Genomic DNA, 15670 nt, shown 5'->3' on the forward strand with positions numbered 1-15670 from the left:
CTCCACCCCGATCACACCACCCGGGAGGCACACCCGCTCGATCGGCGCGCTCGGCTCCCCCCGAAAGTCCTCGGACTTCCAACCGATGACGCGCAAAGACTAGAGCGCATCCACGCAGGTCAGGGTAACGATGTGGCGACAGACGATCCGGGACGGACCGTGACCTCCTCTTACCGGCCGGTAGCGACATCACCTCCCATCGCGCGAGTCACGGCCGCGGCCAGCCCCTCGGTCGATCCGGCGTGGACGGACGCCAGATACCCGTCGGGCCGGACCAGGGCGGCCCCCGATTCGCCCACCGACAGCAGCGCGGCGACCTCGGGCGGGATGCGGACAACCGCCACGACGTCGGCCAACTCGGGCAGCTGGGCGCCGGGCGCGGCCAGCACGGTGAACCAGGGACCGAACTTGTCGCGCAGCCGCGTGCCGTCGGGCAGCGGCGCGTCGGGGCACAGGACGCCGGGGACCGGTGGGCGCGGAACGCCCGGCTCCGTGGGGAAGTCGACCGGCGTGTCGGGAGTGGTGAGTGGCGAATCCAGGTACCAGAACGGTTCCGAGAGCTTGCCCGAGTTGATCAACGGCCGCACCGACGGATCGTGGACGCTGCGTTCGAGGATGTCGCGCCGGTGCGCGCGCTCGGATTCGTCGGCGGGCACGAGGAACCGCATCGTGGTGGCCGTGACGGCGAGGTTCTCGTCGGCGGCGGCGCCGCGTTCCGGGTCGTAGGTGGACAGCAGCGCGTCGTCCGCCCAACCCGCGCGGACGGCGGCGATCTTCCACGCGGCGTTCTCGACGTCGGCCAGACCGGAGTTCATGCCGCGAGCGCCGAAGGGACTCATGACATGGGCCGCGTCGCCCGCCATGAACACCCGCCCCACCCGCATCCGGGGCACGCGGCGCTGGTGGAAGCGGTAGACCGAGGCCCAGATCAACTCGTAGTCGACTTCGCCGATGACCTGCTGGATGCGGGTGTGCAGGCCGCCGCCCGCCTGGTCGGTGTCGAGGTCGTAGTCCTCCGGCACCTGCCAGTCGATCCGCCACACCGAGTCCGGCTGCGGGTGCAGCAGCACCTGCCGCCCGGGGTTCCAGTCGGGATCGAAGTAGAACCGCCGCTCCGGCACCGGATAGTCGAGTTTGGCGCGGATGTCGGTGATCAGGAACTTGTCGTCGAACGACTGGCCGTCGAACGGCAGGCCCAGCAGGCCGCGGACCGTCGAGCGGGAGCCGTCCGCGGCGATGCAGTGGCTGCCGGTGAACGAGACGCGACCGGCCGGGGTGTCGACCGATACCGTGACGTCGGAGTCCTGGCGGAGATCGACCACCGAGTGGTCGTAGCGGAGGTCGATCAGCGGCTCGGCCGCGACCCGCGCCTCCAACAGCTGCTCGATGACGTTCTGCGGGGTGTTCACGAACGGCGGGAACTCCCCCGGCGCGGGCTCCGGGAACGACATCGCGACGACCTCGTGCTCGCGATAGAACATCCGTCCCGAGTACCAGGTGACGCCGGCCTCGACCACCTGCCGACCGACGCCCGCGCGTTCGAGGATGTCGAGAATGTCCTTCTGCACGCAGATCGCGCGGCTGCCCATCACCGCGCGGCTCGGCCGGGACTCCAGCACGACCGACGGGACGCCGTGGCGGGCCAACAGGAGCGCCCCGGTCAGGCCGACCGGCCCCGCGCCGACGATCAGGACCGTCACCGCTCACCGCGCAGGGTCGCCCACACCTCGCGGTCGCGCTCGGCCGTCCAGATGACCGGCCAGTCGACGCCGTCGAGCTCGTCCCAGTACCGCTGGACATCGAACGGCAGGCAGTGCTCGAAGATCGGCCACCGCCCATATCGCGGCTCCAGCGCCGAATGCACCGCCGCGAACGCCTCGCCGACCGCGCCTCCCCGGCCGTGCACCTCGGCGACGATCCGACGCAGCTCGTCGAGAAAGTGCCTGCTCTGCGCGATGGCGGCCGTCACCGCGTCCGCGCCCTGGGCCACCGCGCCCCGGCCGCCCACCAGGACCTCCGCGCCGAACGCGGCCACGTTGTCCAACGTGGACGAAGCCCAGTCGTCGTGGAAGGCGTCGCCGGTATACAAAGCCGCCTGGGCCTCGACCAGGTCGCCCGCGAACAGGATCTTGTGCTTGGGCAGCCACGCCACGATGTCGCCCGCCGTGTGCCCGCGCCCGCAGTACGCCAGCACCAGGTCGCCCCGGTCGCCGCCCAGCGGGATGGTCAGGCGGTCGGTGAACGTGAGCGTCGGCCACGTCAGGCCCGGGATGCTGTCGGGCTCCTCGAACAGCCGCGGCATCCGGCCGAACTCGCTGGCCCAGTCCGCTTCCCCACGCTCGGCGATCAGCCGCCGCGTCTCCGCGTGCGTGACGATCTCCTGCGCGTCGAACGCGCTCGCCCCCAGCACCCGGACCGCGTGGTAGTGGCTCAGCACGAGGTAGCGCACCGGCTTGTCGGTGTGCTGGCGGAGTTGGTCGAGCCAGCGCCGGGCCGCGACCGGCGTGGCTCTCGCCTCGAAGCACACGAGGAAGTCCTCGCCCTCCACGGCGCACACGTTCGGATCGCCCTCGGCCGTCAGCGCGTACACGCCGTCGGCCAGGACGGTGAACGTCTCGATCTTGCGCGTCAGGTCCGCGCTGGAGGCGAAAGTTGAACCAGTCACAGGATCAACCCTGCCACCGACGCGAGCCGGGTACCAGGCCCCCGCCCGCGCCTGTGGACAACTTCAGCGAACGTCGACGATCGGCAGTCGCAAAGCTCCCGGGGCCTCGGTCGGAACGGCCGGGCGGACCGGCGCGGTCGGCTTGATCCGCTGGTAGCCGACCTCCTGGGCGGGCCGGGGGTCGGCCTCGCCCTTGTTCGGCCAGAACGACATGGCCCGCTCGGCCTGGGCGGTGATCGTCAGCGACGGGTTCACGCCCAGGTTGGCCGAGATCGCGGCGCCGTCGACGATCGACAGGCCCGGGTAGTTGAAGACGCGGTGGTACGGGTCGATGACGCCCTTCGACGCGTCGGTGGCGATGGTGCAGCCGCCGATGAAGTGGGCCGTCAGCGGGATGTTGAACACCTCGCCCCACGTGCCGCCCGCGGTGCCGCCCATGTGCTTGGCGGTCAGCTCGTTGGCGACCTGGCCAGCCGGGATGTAGGTCGGGTTCGGCTCGCCGTGGCCCTGCTTCGAGGTGTACTTGCGCCGCCCGAACATGCCCTTCTTGGTGTAGGTGGTGATCGAGTTGTCGAGGCTCTGCATCACCAGCAGGATCACCGTCCGCTCGCTCCAGCGGTACCCCTGCAGCAACTGCGCGGTCTTGATCGGGTGCCTGCCGACGAACCGCAGCGCCTGCCGCCAGCGCGGCACCGGCGAGCCGCCGTCGGTGGCGATGGTCTGCATCAGGCTCATGGCGTTGCTGCCCTTGCCGTAGCGGACCGGCTCGATGTGAGTGATCTCGTCGGGGTGGATCGACGAGGTGATCGCCACGCCGCGGCTGTAGTCGTGCGTCGGGTCGACCTTGGGCCGCGCGGCGCCGATGATCGACTCGGAGTTCGTCCTGGTCAGCTCGCCCAGCTTGGCCGACAGCTCGGGCAGCACGCCCTTGTCCTTCATGCTGTGCAGCAGCGTCTGGGTGCCCCAGGTGCCCGCGGCGAGCACGACCTGGCCCGCGGTGATCGTCCGCTTGCCCTTGAACAGCCGCTTGCCGGTCGTGCGCACGTCGACGGCGTAGGAGCCGTCCTTGAGCGGCCGCAGCGCGGTGACCGTCGTCAGCGGCATGATCTCCGCGCCGCCCTGCTCAGCCAGGTACAGATAGTTCTTGACCAGGGTGTTCTTCGCCCCGACCCGGCAGCCCGTCATGCACGAGCCGCACTCGGTGCAGCCCGTCCGAGCGGGGCCTGCGCCGCCGAAGTACGGGTCGGCCACCTCGACGCCCGGCTGGTCGAAGTACACCCCGACCGGCGTCGGGTGGTAGCTGTCGGCCACGCCCATGTCGGCGGCGACCTTCTGCATGACCTCGTCCGACGGCGTCGTCGTCGGGTTGGTGACCACGCCGAGCATCCGCGACGCCTGGTCGTAGTACGGGGCGAGCTCGGACTCCCAGTCGGTGATGTCGGCCCACTGCTTGTCGTTGTAGAACGGCTTCAACGGCCGGTACAGCGTGTTCGCGTACACCAGCGACCCGCCGCCGACGCCCGCGCCCGCGAGCACGACGACGTCCTTGAGCAGGTGGATGCGCTGGATGCCGTAGCAGCCGACCGCGGGCGCCCACAGGTACTTGCGCATGTTCCACGACGTCTTGGCGAACTCGTCGTCGGCGAAGCGGCGGCCCGCCTCGATGACCGCGACCCGGTAGCCCTTCTCGGTGAGCCGGAGGGCGGCCACGCTCCCGCCGAACCCGGATCCGACCACCACGACATCGAAGTCCGGGTTGTTACCGGTGAGTTGCGTAGCCATGGACAGAGATTAAGGCCCCGCGAACAGCGAAGCCAGAGGCCGCCGCCAAATTCCTATGACCGTGAGTAACAGAATCGTTCAAACCAGGTCGGAGCGCAGGAAACCGTAAAGCACCAGATCCCGGCGCACACCCGCGCGCATCTGTGCGCCTCGGACCACGCCCTCACGCTGGAACCCCGCGCCGACCAGCGCCCGGTTGCACGCGATGTTGTCGACGTCGGTGGCGGCCTCGACCCGGTCGAGGTCGGTCGTGGCGAACAGGTGCCGCGCGACCAGCGCCAACGCGGCCACGCCCGCCCGCCTGCCGCGCGCGGCGGGCAGCAGCGCGATGCCCACGTTCCACGCCGCGCACGCCCGCGTCCGGCCCCAGCCGACCTGGTGCCAGCTCACCTGGCCCAGCAACTCGCCGGTCTCCAGGAGCACCACGGCGGCCCGGCTCAGGCCGACCGGCGGCGGCTGCGGCCGGTCGTCCGGGTCGACGTCGAACAGCCCGTCGTCGGCCGCCTTGATCGCGGCCAGATCGCCCTCCAGCTGCACTGTCAGGGCGATCCGGCCGTCGTCGGCGATGATCTGCCTCACGAGCGGACCGTGAGCCCGACCTTCTGGAATTCCTTGAGGTCGGAGTACCCGGCCTTGGCCATCGCCCGGCGCAGCGCGCCGAACAGGTTGACCATGCCGTCGGGGTCCGACGTCGGGCCGAACAGCAGCGTCTGCAGGTCGACACCGTCGCGGTCGGCCACGGCCAGCACGCCACTGCGCGGCAGCGACGGGTGCGCCGCCGACGCCGTCCAGTACAGGCCCTTGCCCGGCGACTCGGCCGCCGCGGCGAGCGGGGCGCCCAGCATCACCGCGTCGGCGCCGCAGGCGATCGACTTGGCGATGTCGCCGCTGGTGTAGACGTCGCCGTCGGCGATGACGTGCACGTACCGGCCGCCGGTCTCGTCGAGGTAGTCGCGGCGCGCGGCCGCGGCGTCGACGATCGCGGTCGCCATCGGCGTGCCGATGCCGAGCGCGCTGTCGGTCGTGGTGACGCCCGCGCTGTTGCCGTAGCCGACGATCACGCCCGCCGCGCCCGTGCGCATCAGGTGCATCGCGGTGCGGTAGTCGTGCACTCCGCCCGCGATGACCGGGACGTCCAGCTCGGCGATGAAGCTCTTGAGGTTGAGCGGCTCACCGGTGGACTCCCGCGAGACGTGCTCGGCGGAGATGATCGTGCCCTGCACGATCAGCAGCTCCACCCCGGCGGCCAGCAACGCCGGGGTCAGCTCGGCGGCGTGCTGCGGGCTGACCCGCGCCGCCACCGTCACCCCCGAGTCACGCACGTGGCGCACGGCCTCGCTGAGCAGGTCGACCTGGATCGGCGCGGCGTGCAGCTCCTGCAGCACCCCGACCAGCTCGGACAGGCTGACGTCGTCGTCCTCGGCGGCCAGCAGCCGGTCGAGGACCTTGTCGACGTCGGCGTGCCGCGCCCACAGGCCCTCGGCGTTGATCACACCGAGGCCACCCTGCTGACCGATCGCCACCGCCGTCGCGGGCGAGACGATCGCGTCCGTCGGGTGGGTGATCAGCGGGATGTCGAACCGGTAGGCGTCGATCTGCCACGCGGTGGAGACGTCCTTGGACGAACGGGTGCGCCGCGACGGCACGATCTCGACCTCGTCGAGCCCGTAGGCCCGACGGGCGGTCCGGCCCATGCCGATGTCGACAAGATCCCGCACTGGGGTGTTCCTCTCAGCGAGTGGTGTAGTTCGGCGCTTCGACGGTCATCGTGATGTCGTGCGGGTGGCTCTCCTTGAGGCCCGCCGCCGTGATCCGGATGAGCTGCGCCTGCTGCAGGTCGGCGATCGTGCGCGACCCGGTGAAGCCCATGCCCGCGCGCAGGCCGCCGACCAGCTGGAAGACGACCTCCGACAGCGGGCCGCGGAAGGGCACGCGGCCCTCGATGCCCTCGGGGACCAGCTTGTCGTCGGACAGCACGTCGTCCTGGGCGTAGCGGTCCTTGGAGTAGGACTTGGCCTCGCCGCGCGACTGCATCGCGCCGAGCGAGCCCATGCCACGGTAACTCTTGAACTGCTTGCCGTTGACCAGCACCAGCTCGCCCGGCGCCTCGGCGGTGCCCGCGAGCAGGCTGCCCAGCATGACCGCGCTCGCACCCGCCGCGATGGCCTTGGCGATGTCGCCGGAGTACTGGATGCCGCCGTCGCCGATGACCGGGATCCTGGCCGGGCCGCAGGCCAGCGCCGCCTCGTAGATGGCGGTGATCTGCGGGACGCCGACGCCCGCGACCACGCGGGTGGTGCAGATCGAGCCGGGGCCGACACCGACCTTGACGCCGTCGGCGCCCGCGTCGATGAGCGCCTGGGCACCCGCACGGGTGGCCACGTTGCCGCCGACCACGTCGACCGCGTCGCCGAGTTCCTTCTTGAGCCGGGACACGATGTCGAGCACGGCGCGCGCGTGGCCGTGCGCGGTGTCGACCATCAGCACGTCCACACCGGCGTCGAACAGCGTCATGGCGCGCTTGTAGCCGTCGTCGCCGACGCCGACCGCGGCGCCGCAGATCAGGCGGCCGTCCGGGTCCTTGGTGGCGTTGGGGTACTGCTCGGTCTTGACGAAGTCCTTGACCGTGATCAGGCCGCGCAGCTTGCCGTCGCCGTCGACGATGGGCAGCTTCTCCACCTTGTGCCTGCGCAGCAGGCCCAGCGCGGCCTCGGCCGACACGCCGACCTGGGCGCTGACCAGCGGGCCCTTGGTCATGACCTCGTGCACGAGGCGGGTGTGGTCGACCTCGAAGCGCATGTCGCGGTTGGTGATGATGCCGACGAGCGTGCCCTCGGCGTCGGTCACCGGCAGACCGGAGATCCGGTAGCGGGCACACATGGCGTCGACCTCGGCCAGGGTGTCGCTGGGCGAGCAGGTGACGGGGTCGGTGACCATGCCCGCCTCGGAGCGCTTCACCGTCTCGGCCTGGCGGGCCTGGTCCTCGATCGACAGGTTGCGCTGCAGGATGCCGATTCCGCCCTGGCGGGCCATGGCGATCGCCATCCGGGCCTCGGTGACGGTGTCCATCGCCGCGGAGGCGAGCGGGATGCGCAGCGTGACGTTGCGCGAAATCCGGGTCCCCGTGTCCACCGTGCTCGGGATCACATCCGACTGTGCGGGCTGCAGCAGGACGTCGTCGAAGGTGAGGCCGAGGGTGGCGAACTTGTGAGGGACTCCGTCAGCGTTGAGCTCGCTGGTCATGGTGGGTGGCGGACCTTCCTGCATTGCTGGCGGACCGGTCGGCCGGACCGGGTTCTCGGGGGTGGCCTGCGTCCCCGCTGCGGGCCGCGCGGGGACGCGGAGAGCGCGGTTCCACCATGGTATCCGGGCGGGTCCGCCGCCCGGCCCGGTACCGTGCGTGGTCGTGCCGCATGACGCAGTCCCGCCGAACCCGTTCCCGCAGGGCGGCTCCTCCTGGGAGGACCCGCCGACCGGGGCGCTGCCGCCCGACCCGTTCGCGGGCGACCCGGACGACCCGGCGCTCGCGCTGACCGAGCCGGACGAGCACGAGAACCTCCCGATCAGCGGCGAAGAGCGCGACGAACTGCTCAGCGACCTGTCGGATCTGGCCGTCTACCAGGCACTTCTCGCCCCGCGCGGGGTCCGGGGCATCGTCGTGGACTGCGGCGAGTGCGACGAGCCGCACTACCACGACTGGGCGCTGCTGGCGGCCAGCCTCGAACAGCTGCTCAACGACGGCCGGATGCGCCCGCACGAGCCCGCGTTCGATCCGGACCCTCAGTCCTACGTGAGCTGGGAGTACTGCCGCGGCTATGCCGACGGCGTGACCGCCAGCGAGAGCGCCTACTGAGACAGACGACACTGTGACATGGCACGGCCTCCGGCCGTGCGGCTCGGCCGCGGTGACGGTTTCGGGCACCACGAACACGACGACTGCGTCCCGTGCCCGCGGCACCCGAAACCGTCACCGCGGCCGAGCAAGTGTGATCCGTGATCAGCTGGTGGGCGACGGATTCGGGGCGATCTCGCCCTGTGCTCCCTGCCCGGTGCTTCCGGTCTCCGGCTCGACCCGAGGCGCCTCGGTCGCGGGCTGGGTCTCCGGCGGGGTCGTGGTGGGCTCTTCCGTCGTGGTCGGCGCGGGCGTGGTCGTCGGGGTCGACGACGGCGGCTGCGGCGTGGTGGTCGACGGCGGGCTGCTCGGCTGCACCGTGGTCGACGGCGGCGGCACCGTGGTCGGGCTGCCGGACGGCGGCGGGACGACCTCGTTGGCCGGGGTGCCCGGCAGCTGGCTCACGAGCTCGGCGTGCTGCTGGGCGAGGTCGGCCTGGCCGTCCTCCGACGACACCGAGGGCAGCCCGGCCTGGGCGTCCTCGAGCTTGTCCTTGGCCTCGGCGAGCTTGCCCTCGGCGAGCGCGGTCTGGGCGATCTGGAGGTCCTGGCGGACCGCGGCGGCGGCCTCGATGGACCGGGCGTGGTCGGCGTAGAGGACCTTCGTCAGGCCCCAGAGGGTGTCGCCGGGCTGGGCGTCGCGGGCGGCGAGCCCGGCGCCGGTGAAAGCGATGGCGATCGCGGCGGCCGCGGCGGCGAGGGGCACCAGCAGGCGCGGCTTGCGCGCCTTGCGGGCCTTCGCGGCGAACACGGTGGCCACGGCGTACTTGGTGTCGACCAGCTCGCCGATGGGGGCGGCGTCGACGTCGTCGCGCCAGGAGGAGAGCAGGGCCGCCAGTTCGGCGTCCTGGGAGTCGGGCCGCACGGCGCTCTCGCCGCGCACCGCGGCGCCGAGCGCGTCGAGGAACGCGTCGTCGGCGTGCACCCGGGAGAAGTCGACAGCGTCGTCGTCGAGGTCGGACGGGTCGAGCCCGCCGTACGAGTCGAGATCGAACTGGTCGTCGAGCCGCAGGCCGAAATCACCGCGGACCACGTTGACCGGCTCGATGCGAGGCAGGGTGAGTTCTGCCTCATCATCACGACGTTTGTCATGTCTGCCCTGGTCGGACACTCAGACCACCTCCTCCGCTGAAAGAGTCTTCCGCAGCCGGGCCAAGGCCCGGTGTTGTGCCACTCGAACCGCGCCCGGCGTCGAGCCGACCGCCTCGGCCGTCTCCTCCGCCGACAAGCCGACCACGACCCGCAGGACCACGATCTCACGCTGCTTGTCCGGCAGGACGCGCAGGAGATCATTCATCCGCCTGCTGAGTTCGCCCTGCATGGCACGCTGCTCGGGTCCGGCGTCGAGTTCCGGCTCATCCGGTACATCGGCGACGGGCTCTGTGCGGTTACGAGCGGATGCCCGGTGGGCGTCGGCGACCTTGTGGGCGGCGATGCCGTACACGAACGCCAGGAAGGGGCGGCCTTGGTCCCGGTAGCCAGGCAGTGCTGTCAACACCGCGAGACACACCTCCTGGGCCACGTCGTCCGCCGAGGCGAACGATCGTTCCTGCCTTCCGACACGGGCACGGCAATAGCGAACAACCAGGGGCCGGACGGATGCGAGCACACGCCCGATCGCCTGAGGGTCGCCCTCGACGGCAGCGGTCACCGAAGCGTCCAGTCCGTCCCCCAATGTGGTCATCGCAGAATGCAGCCCTGGCGTTACGAGTCGGGTCATCGTCGTCGCCCACGGTACCGCCATCGGCCCGAGCACTGCGGGCGGTGCGGCTTGGAAGGTAGGAGACGCGCCGGGATCGGCGTGACTCGCGACACAATACCGGGTCCCATGTCCCCTGTGACGCCCCGGGGGCGCAGGTGTGACGCGTAAGACACGCCGTCGCCAAAACACGACAAGCCGTGCGTGCCCGTCCTGCTACGGGCACGCACGGCTCGCCGCCGACGCTGGTTTGGGCTCTTAGGAGACCAGGCCGCGCCGGAATCCGTGGGCGACCGCCTGAGCGCGGTCACGCACGCCGAGCTTGCGGAACAAGCGCCGGGCGTGGGTCTTCACGGTGTCTTCCGAAAGGTAGAGCTCGCGGCCGATCTGGCCGTTGCTCTTGCCCTGACTCATCCCACGCAGCACCTGCAGCTCGCGGTCGGTCAGCTGCACGCCCGGGTCGGACGGCTGGCGGGGGGCGGGCACCGACGTGCTCGCGAGCGTGTGGGCGAGGGCGGCCACAAGCTCGGGACGCGAGGCGTCCCATCGAAGGTATCCGCGGGCGCCGCCCGCGATGGCTGCGGCGATGCTGCCCGCGTCGTCCGGCGCACCGAACACGATGACGTTGGCCTGCGGGTTCGCGGAGACGAGGCGACGCGTGGCTTCCACACCGGTGGGGACGGCGCGCTGGGTGCCGACGAGGACGACGTCCACCGGCTGCCGGGAGAAGCGGGCGAGCAGCTCGTCACCGTGTGCTACGCAGTCGATGCGACTGACCCCTGGCACAGCGGACATGACACGTGTCAAGCCCTCTCGCACACTGCGGCGGTCATCGCAGATCAAGACCGTCGTCACGGGGACTCCTTCCTGCAGCCGAGTGACGTTCCAATTCCCCTATCGGACGCTGCGCACCGAACCTTGACCCGATCCGGTGGTAAATCTGTCAACAAATCCGCCGGATGACCGTCTGGGTGCTTTCACCTAATCGGACCAACCCGAGAAGAGCCAGGTCGGGACCCATGGCGAGCCCGCGGCGGCGGCGCGGGCGACTGGGTCGCTGTGTCGTAACACACCGTGCAGGGCGCGGGCCGCCGCGCGGCGGTGCGCTTCGGCGTGTTCTGGGTCGACGTCGGCGAGCACCAGTGCGCACGGCCAGACAAGTGGGAGCAGCCCCGACCGGGTGGCGTCGGCGTGCGCGGTGAAGATCAGCTCCCGGGCCTCGGCACGCTCCCCGACGGCCGCCAGCGCGGCCCCCAGCACGAGGCTCGACTTGACCCGGTGGCGGACCGATCCGGACCCCTTCGCGGCCTCAGCGGCGGCCTGAGCGGGGGCTATGGCCGCGTCGAGCAGACCGGCGGCGAGCTCGATCTCGGCGGCCACCCACCCCCGGCGGATGTCCGCGCGCCAACCGGCGTTCACCGAGGCGGATTCGATTCCGAGAAGCCGCCGCGCCTCGGCGGTGCGGCCCTGGCCGAGCGCGTCGGCGGCGAGGCCGAGCAGGACGTCGGAGCGGGCGGCGGCCGCGTCGGCGGCGGGCGTGCCAGGCGGGTCGGGATGATCTCCGTCGACGCCTTTCCCGCCGAGCAGACCGGCGGCGGCGAGGCAGCGCAGCCCGGCGGCGTCGAAGGTGCGGGCGATGGCGTGGCCGCCGACCTGGCGCAGGTGCGAGGCGCGGGTCGCCGCGGCCAGCGCGGCGATCACCGGATCGCCGCCGGAGATCAATAACCCCAGGTGGGAAGCGGCCGCGGCGTAGTGGCCGCGACCACCGAGAGCGACCGCCGCGAGCCACGCGTCGACCGCGTTCTCGGGTCTGGAGAACGCCACGCGATCGGGTGTCGCGCCAAAAGCGGCGTCCCAGCGGGCCGCCCGATCGGGGTCACTCACCTGGCGGAATCCGCCTCACCCAGCACGACCGCCTCGATCCGGTCGACGGCGTCGGCGAGTTCGTCGAGGTGTTCGGCGCGGCCGGGCATGTCGGTATCGAACCAGCCCGGCCCGCACGCGAACACCCGCAGGTGCTGGCGGGTGCGCGGGATCTGGTCGAGCACGGCCGCGTCGCCGTTGGCCGGGACCTGCGCCCACAGCGCGACGGCGGACGGGGCGGTGCGGCGGACGGCGGCGGCCAGCGCGGCTGCCGGGAGGGCGGCGCCGAGCATCCGGGTGCTCAGCGAGCGGCGGGCCAGCGCGGCCCTCAGCACGTAGAGGGGCAGCGAGTGGCGTTCACCGGGGGCGCAGGTCAGCAGGACGGGCCGCGCGTTGCGCGGGGTGGGGACCAGCGGGGTCGCGCGGATCATGGCGGCCAGGACGCACTCGTCGAGCAGGTGCTCGATCTCCACGCAGTCGCCCGCGTGCACCCAGCGGTTCGCCACGGCGGCGAGGACGGGTCGGACCATCGAGTCCCACGTGACCACCACGCCGTGCGCCTCGACCGCGTCGGCGATCATCCGCTGCACGGCCTCCTCGTCCATGGCCAGCGCCGCGCGGCCGAGTCCGCCCGCGTCCGGCCGGTCGGGCGAGATCGACGAGACCCAGTCGACCTCCGGCTCCGTGGCGGCCTCGACCCGGTCGACGGCCTGCTGCCCGCTGGACACCCGCAGCGCGTACTCGGCGGCCTCGGCCGGGGCGGCGCCCTTGAGCAGGGCGCGCTGCATCAGTTCGAGGCGGGCGATGTCGGAGGGGGCGTAGCGGCGGTGCCGCCCGGTGGTGTGACCGCTGGGTCCGACGCCGTAGCGGCGGTCCCACGTGCGCAGGGTGGCGGGCGCGATGCCGAGCCTGCGGGCGACCGCGGCGACCGGAAGGGTCGGCTCGCCCGATTCGTCCTCTTCGGCCGCGGTCGCACCCTCAGTGGAGTCACTGGGTCTGGCCTGCTCGGATTTGGTCACCACACCACCATCGTCGGGTGACACCGAGTGTCCGGCAACTGGATACATGACCACGCTGCGTCGACTGGGTGATGCCGATCGGCTGAATCGCGGTACGAATGAGTCGATCACCCTTGAACAAGTATTGGCGCGGTTCTAGCGTGTAAGCCGCTGCACCGAATGGAGTATTGACGCTTCGTTCAGCTCGACCACCCGCTCAGACCCACCCGCAGTAGACATGGAGGCGGCCATCATGGCGGACACTCGCAGGCTCCCCGGTCCGAACGCCGATGTGTGGGACTGGCAGCTCGACGGTTCGTGCAGAGGTATGGACAGCGCGTTCTTCTTCCACCCGGACGGAGAACGTGGCCCTGCCCGCGCACGCCGCGAGTCAAAAGCCAAGGCGATCTGCCAGGCATGCCCGGTCCTGTCGCTGTGCCGAAGCCACGCGCTCGCCGTCCACGAGCCCTACGGGATCTGGGGCGGGCTCTCGGAATCCGAGCGCGAGGCCATCATCAAGTCCGAGAAACGAACGCTGGCCGTCGCCAAGTAGACAAGCCGAAGGGCCCGTTCGCGACGTGCCGGTCGCGTACGGGCCCTTCGGTGTTCTCGCAGGTCAGTGACCGTGCCCGTGACCATGGCCGTGGCCATGACCGGCTTCGGGCGCATCTGCCTTCTTCTCCACCACGGCGCTCTCGGTGGTCAGGACCATCCGGGCGATCGAGGCGGCGTTCGCCACCGCGGACCGGGTGACCTTGACCGGGTCGACGACGCCGTCGGCGAGCAGGTCGCCGTAGGTGAGCTTCGCGGCGTTGAAGCCGTGGCCCCAAGGCAGCTCGGCGACCTTGTTGACCACGACCGCGCCTTCCTGGCCGCCGTTCGCGGCGATCCAGAACAGCGGCGCGGTGAGCGCCTCGCGCACGATCGCCACGCCGGTGGCCTCGTCGCCGGTGAGGCCGAGGTTGCCCTCGAGCTCCTTGGCGACCTGGACCAGCGCGGAACCGCCGCCGGGGACGATGCCCTCCTCGACCGCGGCCTTGGTGGCCGCGACCGCGTCCTCGATGCGGTGCTTGCGCTCCGACAGCTCGGTCTCGGTCGGCGCGCCGACCTTGATCACCGCGACGCCGCCGGACAGCTTCGCCAGCCGCTCCTGCAGCTTCTCGCGGTCCCAGTCGGAGTCGGTGGCCTCGATCTCCTTGCGCAGCTGCTCGGCGCGCCCGTCGATGTCGGCCTTGCTGCCGCCACCCTCGATGAGGGTGGTCTCGTCCTTGCTGACCACGACGCGGCGGGCGGTGCCCAGCGAGTCGAGGGTCGCCTCGGACAGCTTGAGCCCGACCTCGGCGGCGATGACCTGGCCGCCGGTGACGACGGCGAGGTCGTCGAGGAAGGCCTTGCGGCGGTCGCCGAAGAACGGCGCCTTGACCGCGACGGCCTTGATCGTCTTGCGCAGGGCGTTGACGACCAGCGTCGACAGCGCCTCACCCTCGACGTCCTCGGCGATGATCAGGACCGACTTGCCGGACTCGGCGACCTTCTCCAGGATCGGCAGCAGGTCGGCCAGCGCGGAGATCTTGTCGCGGTGCAGCAGGACGTAGGTGTCCTCCAGCACGGCCTCCTGCGCCTCCGGGTCGGTGGCGAAGTGGGCCGAGACGAAGCCCTTGTCGAACTGCACGCCCTCGGTGATGACGAGCTCGGTGGCCAGCGTGGAGGACTCCTCCACGGTGATCACGCCGTCCTCGCCGACCTTCTCGATGGCCTCGCCGAGCAGCGCGCCGATCGAGGCGTCACGCGAGGCGACGGTGCCGACCTGGGCGATGTTGTCGCGACCCTTGACCGGGGTGGCCTTGGCCAGCAGCGCGGCGACGACCGCGTCGGACGCGGCCTGGATGCCCCGGCCGATGCTGGTCGGGTTGGCGCCTGCGGCCACGTTGCGCAGGCCGACGCGCACGAGCGCCTGGGCCAGCACGGTGGCGGTGGTGGTGCCGTCGCCCGCGACATCGTTCGTCTTGGTGGCGACGTTCTTGGCGAGCTGCGCGCCGAGGTTCTCGAAGGAGTCCTCGAGCTCGATCTCGCGCGCGATGGTCACACCGTCGTTGGTGACGGTCGGACCACCGAACTTCTTGGCGAGCACGACGTGGCGCCCACGCGGGCCGAGGGTGACCTTGACCGCGTCGGCGAGCTTGTTCACCCCGCGCTCAAGGGCCCGACGAGCGTCCTCGTCGAAACTGATCTGCTTGGGCATTGCTCCCTCTCTATAGCCGAACGCCCCGGTTGGCCCCCGCAGGGGCCGCCGGGGCGTTCAGCTGGTCAGCCGGGTTGTCAGTTGATGACAGCCAGCACGTCGCGAGCGGAGAGGATGAGGTACTCCTCGCCGTTGTACTTGACCTCAGTGCCGCCGTACTTGGAGTAGATGACGACGTCGCCGACAGCCACGTCCACGGGGACGCGGTTGCCCTTGTCGTCGATCCGGCCCGGACCCACGGCCAGGACCTTGCCCTCCTGGGGCTTCTCCTTGGCGGTGTCCGGGATGACCAGACCAGACGCGGTCGTGGCCTCGGCTTCGCTCGCCTGGACAACGATCTTGTCCTCGAGCGGCTTGATGTTGACGCTCACCGCTGTGACCTCCACGGGTCGTCGAAAGCGTTGGCAGGTACCTAGATGGAACGGCTCCTGCCACCCCGCCGTCGCGGGTGCCGGGGCGGTGCTGGTGCCGTATGACTGGCACTCTACCCATGCGACTGCTAACCCCGCAACGCGCCCCTCTTGTGGTGT

Annotated in this window: 15 protein-coding genes; 2 read left to right on the forward strand and 13 right to left on the reverse strand. The window is 71.1% G+C overall.

The window, feature by feature from the left end:
• Nucleotides 1-170 precede the first annotated feature (170 nt).
• The 6 genes from ACSHT8_RS19585 to guaB all read right to left on the reverse strand — a co-directional run bounded on the left by ACSHT8_RS19585 (nucleotide 171) and on the right by guaB (nucleotide 7690).
• Nucleotides 171-1700 carry an FAD-dependent monooxygenase gene (locus tag ACSHT8_RS19585; RefSeq protein ID WP_436492320.1) on the reverse strand — a complete coding sequence of 510 codons (1530 nt, stop codon included), beginning with the start codon at nucleotides 1698-1700 and terminating at the stop codon, nucleotides 171-173.
• Complete coding sequence (locus ACSHT8_RS19590; RefSeq protein WP_436492321.1) at nucleotides 1697-2665, reverse strand: MBL fold metallo-hydrolase; 969 nt, start codon at nucleotides 2663-2665, stop codon at nucleotides 1697-1699. The genes ACSHT8_RS19585 and ACSHT8_RS19590 overlap by 4 nt, the downstream gene beginning before the upstream one ends.
• 63 nt (nucleotides 2666-2728) lie before the next feature.
• The gene (locus ACSHT8_RS19595) at nucleotides 2729-4447 is read right to left on the reverse strand and encodes a GMC family oxidoreductase N-terminal domain-containing protein (RefSeq protein WP_436492323.1); all 1719 of its coding nucleotides are present in this window, start codon (nucleotides 4445-4447) and stop codon (nucleotides 2729-2731) included.
• A 78-nt stretch (nucleotides 4448-4525) separates the two neighbouring features.
• Complete coding sequence (locus ACSHT8_RS19600) at nucleotides 4526-5026, reverse strand: GNAT family N-acetyltransferase (RefSeq protein ID WP_436492324.1); 501 nt, start codon at nucleotides 5024-5026, stop codon at nucleotides 4526-4528.
• Nucleotides 5023-6165 carry a GuaB3 family IMP dehydrogenase-related protein gene (locus ACSHT8_RS19605; RefSeq protein ID WP_436492325.1) on the reverse strand — a complete coding sequence of 381 codons (1143 nt, stop codon included), beginning with the start codon at nucleotides 6163-6165 and terminating at the stop codon, nucleotides 5023-5025. The genes ACSHT8_RS19600 and ACSHT8_RS19605 overlap by 4 nt, the downstream gene beginning before the upstream one ends.
• Nucleotides 6166-6178: 13 nt before the next feature.
• Nucleotides 6179-7690, reverse strand: coding sequence for an IMP dehydrogenase (guaB, locus tag ACSHT8_RS19610; protein WP_436492326.1), 1512 nt, complete (start codon nucleotides 7688-7690; stop codon nucleotides 6179-6181).
• 238 nt (nucleotides 7691-7928) lie between these two features.
• On the opposite strand from guaB, the gene ACSHT8_RS19615 reads away from it, so the two are divergent.
• Complete coding sequence (locus tag ACSHT8_RS19615; protein ID WP_436502107.1) at nucleotides 7929-8300, forward strand: DUF5319 domain-containing protein; 372 nt, start codon at nucleotides 7929-7931, stop codon at nucleotides 8298-8300.
• Nucleotides 8301-8444: 144 nt separating this feature from the next.
• Here the strand turns inward: ACSHT8_RS19615 and ACSHT8_RS19620 are convergent, their stop codons facing one another.
• The 5 genes from ACSHT8_RS19620 to ACSHT8_RS19640 all read right to left on the reverse strand — a co-directional run bounded on the left by ACSHT8_RS19620 (nucleotide 8445) and on the right by ACSHT8_RS19640 (nucleotide 12919).
• The gene (locus ACSHT8_RS19620; protein ID WP_436492327.1) at nucleotides 8445-9449 is read right to left on the reverse strand and encodes an anti-sigma-D factor RsdA; all 1005 of its coding nucleotides are present in this window, start codon (nucleotides 9447-9449) and stop codon (nucleotides 8445-8447) included.
• A complete protein-coding gene (locus ACSHT8_RS19625; RefSeq protein ID WP_436502108.1) occupies nucleotides 9450-10022 on the reverse strand; it encodes a sigma-70 family RNA polymerase sigma factor in 573 nt (190 codons plus the stop codon).
• 273 nt (nucleotides 10023-10295) lie between these two features.
• On the reverse strand, nucleotides 10296-10892 hold the full coding sequence (locus tag ACSHT8_RS19630) for a response regulator transcription factor (protein ID WP_018682728.1): 597 nt from the start codon (nucleotides 10890-10892) through the stop codon (nucleotides 10296-10298).
• A gap of 126 nt (nucleotides 10893-11018) precedes the next feature.
• Nucleotides 11019-11861 (reverse strand): hypothetical protein, encoded by an 843-nt coding sequence (locus ACSHT8_RS19635; RefSeq protein WP_436492328.1) that lies wholly within the window; start codon nucleotides 11859-11861, stop codon nucleotides 11019-11021.
• Nucleotides 11862-11917: 56 nt separating this feature from the next.
• Entirely contained in the window at nucleotides 11918-12919 is a 1002-nt protein-coding gene (locus tag ACSHT8_RS19640; protein WP_436492329.1) for a MerR family transcriptional regulator, read from the reverse strand.
• Between the two features lie 232 nt (nucleotides 12920-13151).
• Between ACSHT8_RS19640 and ACSHT8_RS19645 the strand changes: the two genes are divergently transcribed.
• Nucleotides 13152-13451 carry a WhiB family transcriptional regulator gene (locus ACSHT8_RS19645; RefSeq protein WP_436492330.1) on the forward strand — a complete coding sequence of 100 codons (300 nt, stop codon included), beginning with the start codon at nucleotides 13152-13154 and terminating at the stop codon, nucleotides 13449-13451.
• A 63-nt stretch (nucleotides 13452-13514) separates the two neighbouring features.
• On the opposite strand, the gene groL is transcribed toward ACSHT8_RS19645, so the two are convergent.
• Nucleotides 13515-15140, reverse strand: a complete 1626-nt coding sequence (gene groL / locus ACSHT8_RS19650; RefSeq protein ID WP_436492331.1) for a chaperonin GroEL — start codon at nucleotides 15138-15140, stop codon at nucleotides 13515-13517.
• 77 nt (nucleotides 15141-15217) lie between these two features.
• Complete coding sequence (groES, locus tag ACSHT8_RS19655) at nucleotides 15218-15511, reverse strand: co-chaperone GroES (protein WP_026316263.1); 294 nt, start codon at nucleotides 15509-15511, stop codon at nucleotides 15218-15220.
• Between the last annotated feature and the right edge of the window lie 159 nt (nucleotides 15512-15670).

Source organism: Actinokineospora sp. HUAS TT18 (assembly GCF_051364635.1).
Classification (GTDB): domain Bacteria; phylum Actinomycetota; class Actinomycetes; order Mycobacteriales; family Pseudonocardiaceae; genus Actinokineospora.

Bases quoted from the DNA above. Each gene is read 5' to 3' on its own strand.
- ACSHT8_RS19595 (WP_436492323.1), bottom strand. From the start codon at position 4,447: ATGGCTACGCAACTCACCGGTAACAACCCGGACTTCGATGTCGTGGTG.
- guaB (WP_436492326.1), bottom strand. From the start codon at position 7,690: ATGACCAGCGAGCTCAACGCTGACGGAGTCCCTCACAAGTTCGCCACC.
- ACSHT8_RS19625 (WP_436502108.1), bottom strand. From the start codon at position 10,022: ATGACCACATTGGGGGACGGACTGGACGCTTCGGTGACCGCTGCCGTC.
- ACSHT8_RS19645 (WP_436492330.1), top strand. From the start codon at position 13,152: ATGGCGGACACTCGCAGGCTCCCCGGTCCGAACGCCGATGTGTGGGAC.
- groL (WP_436492331.1), bottom strand. From the start codon at position 15,140: ATGCCCAAGCAGATCAGTTTCGACGAGGACGCTCGTCGGGCCCTTGAG.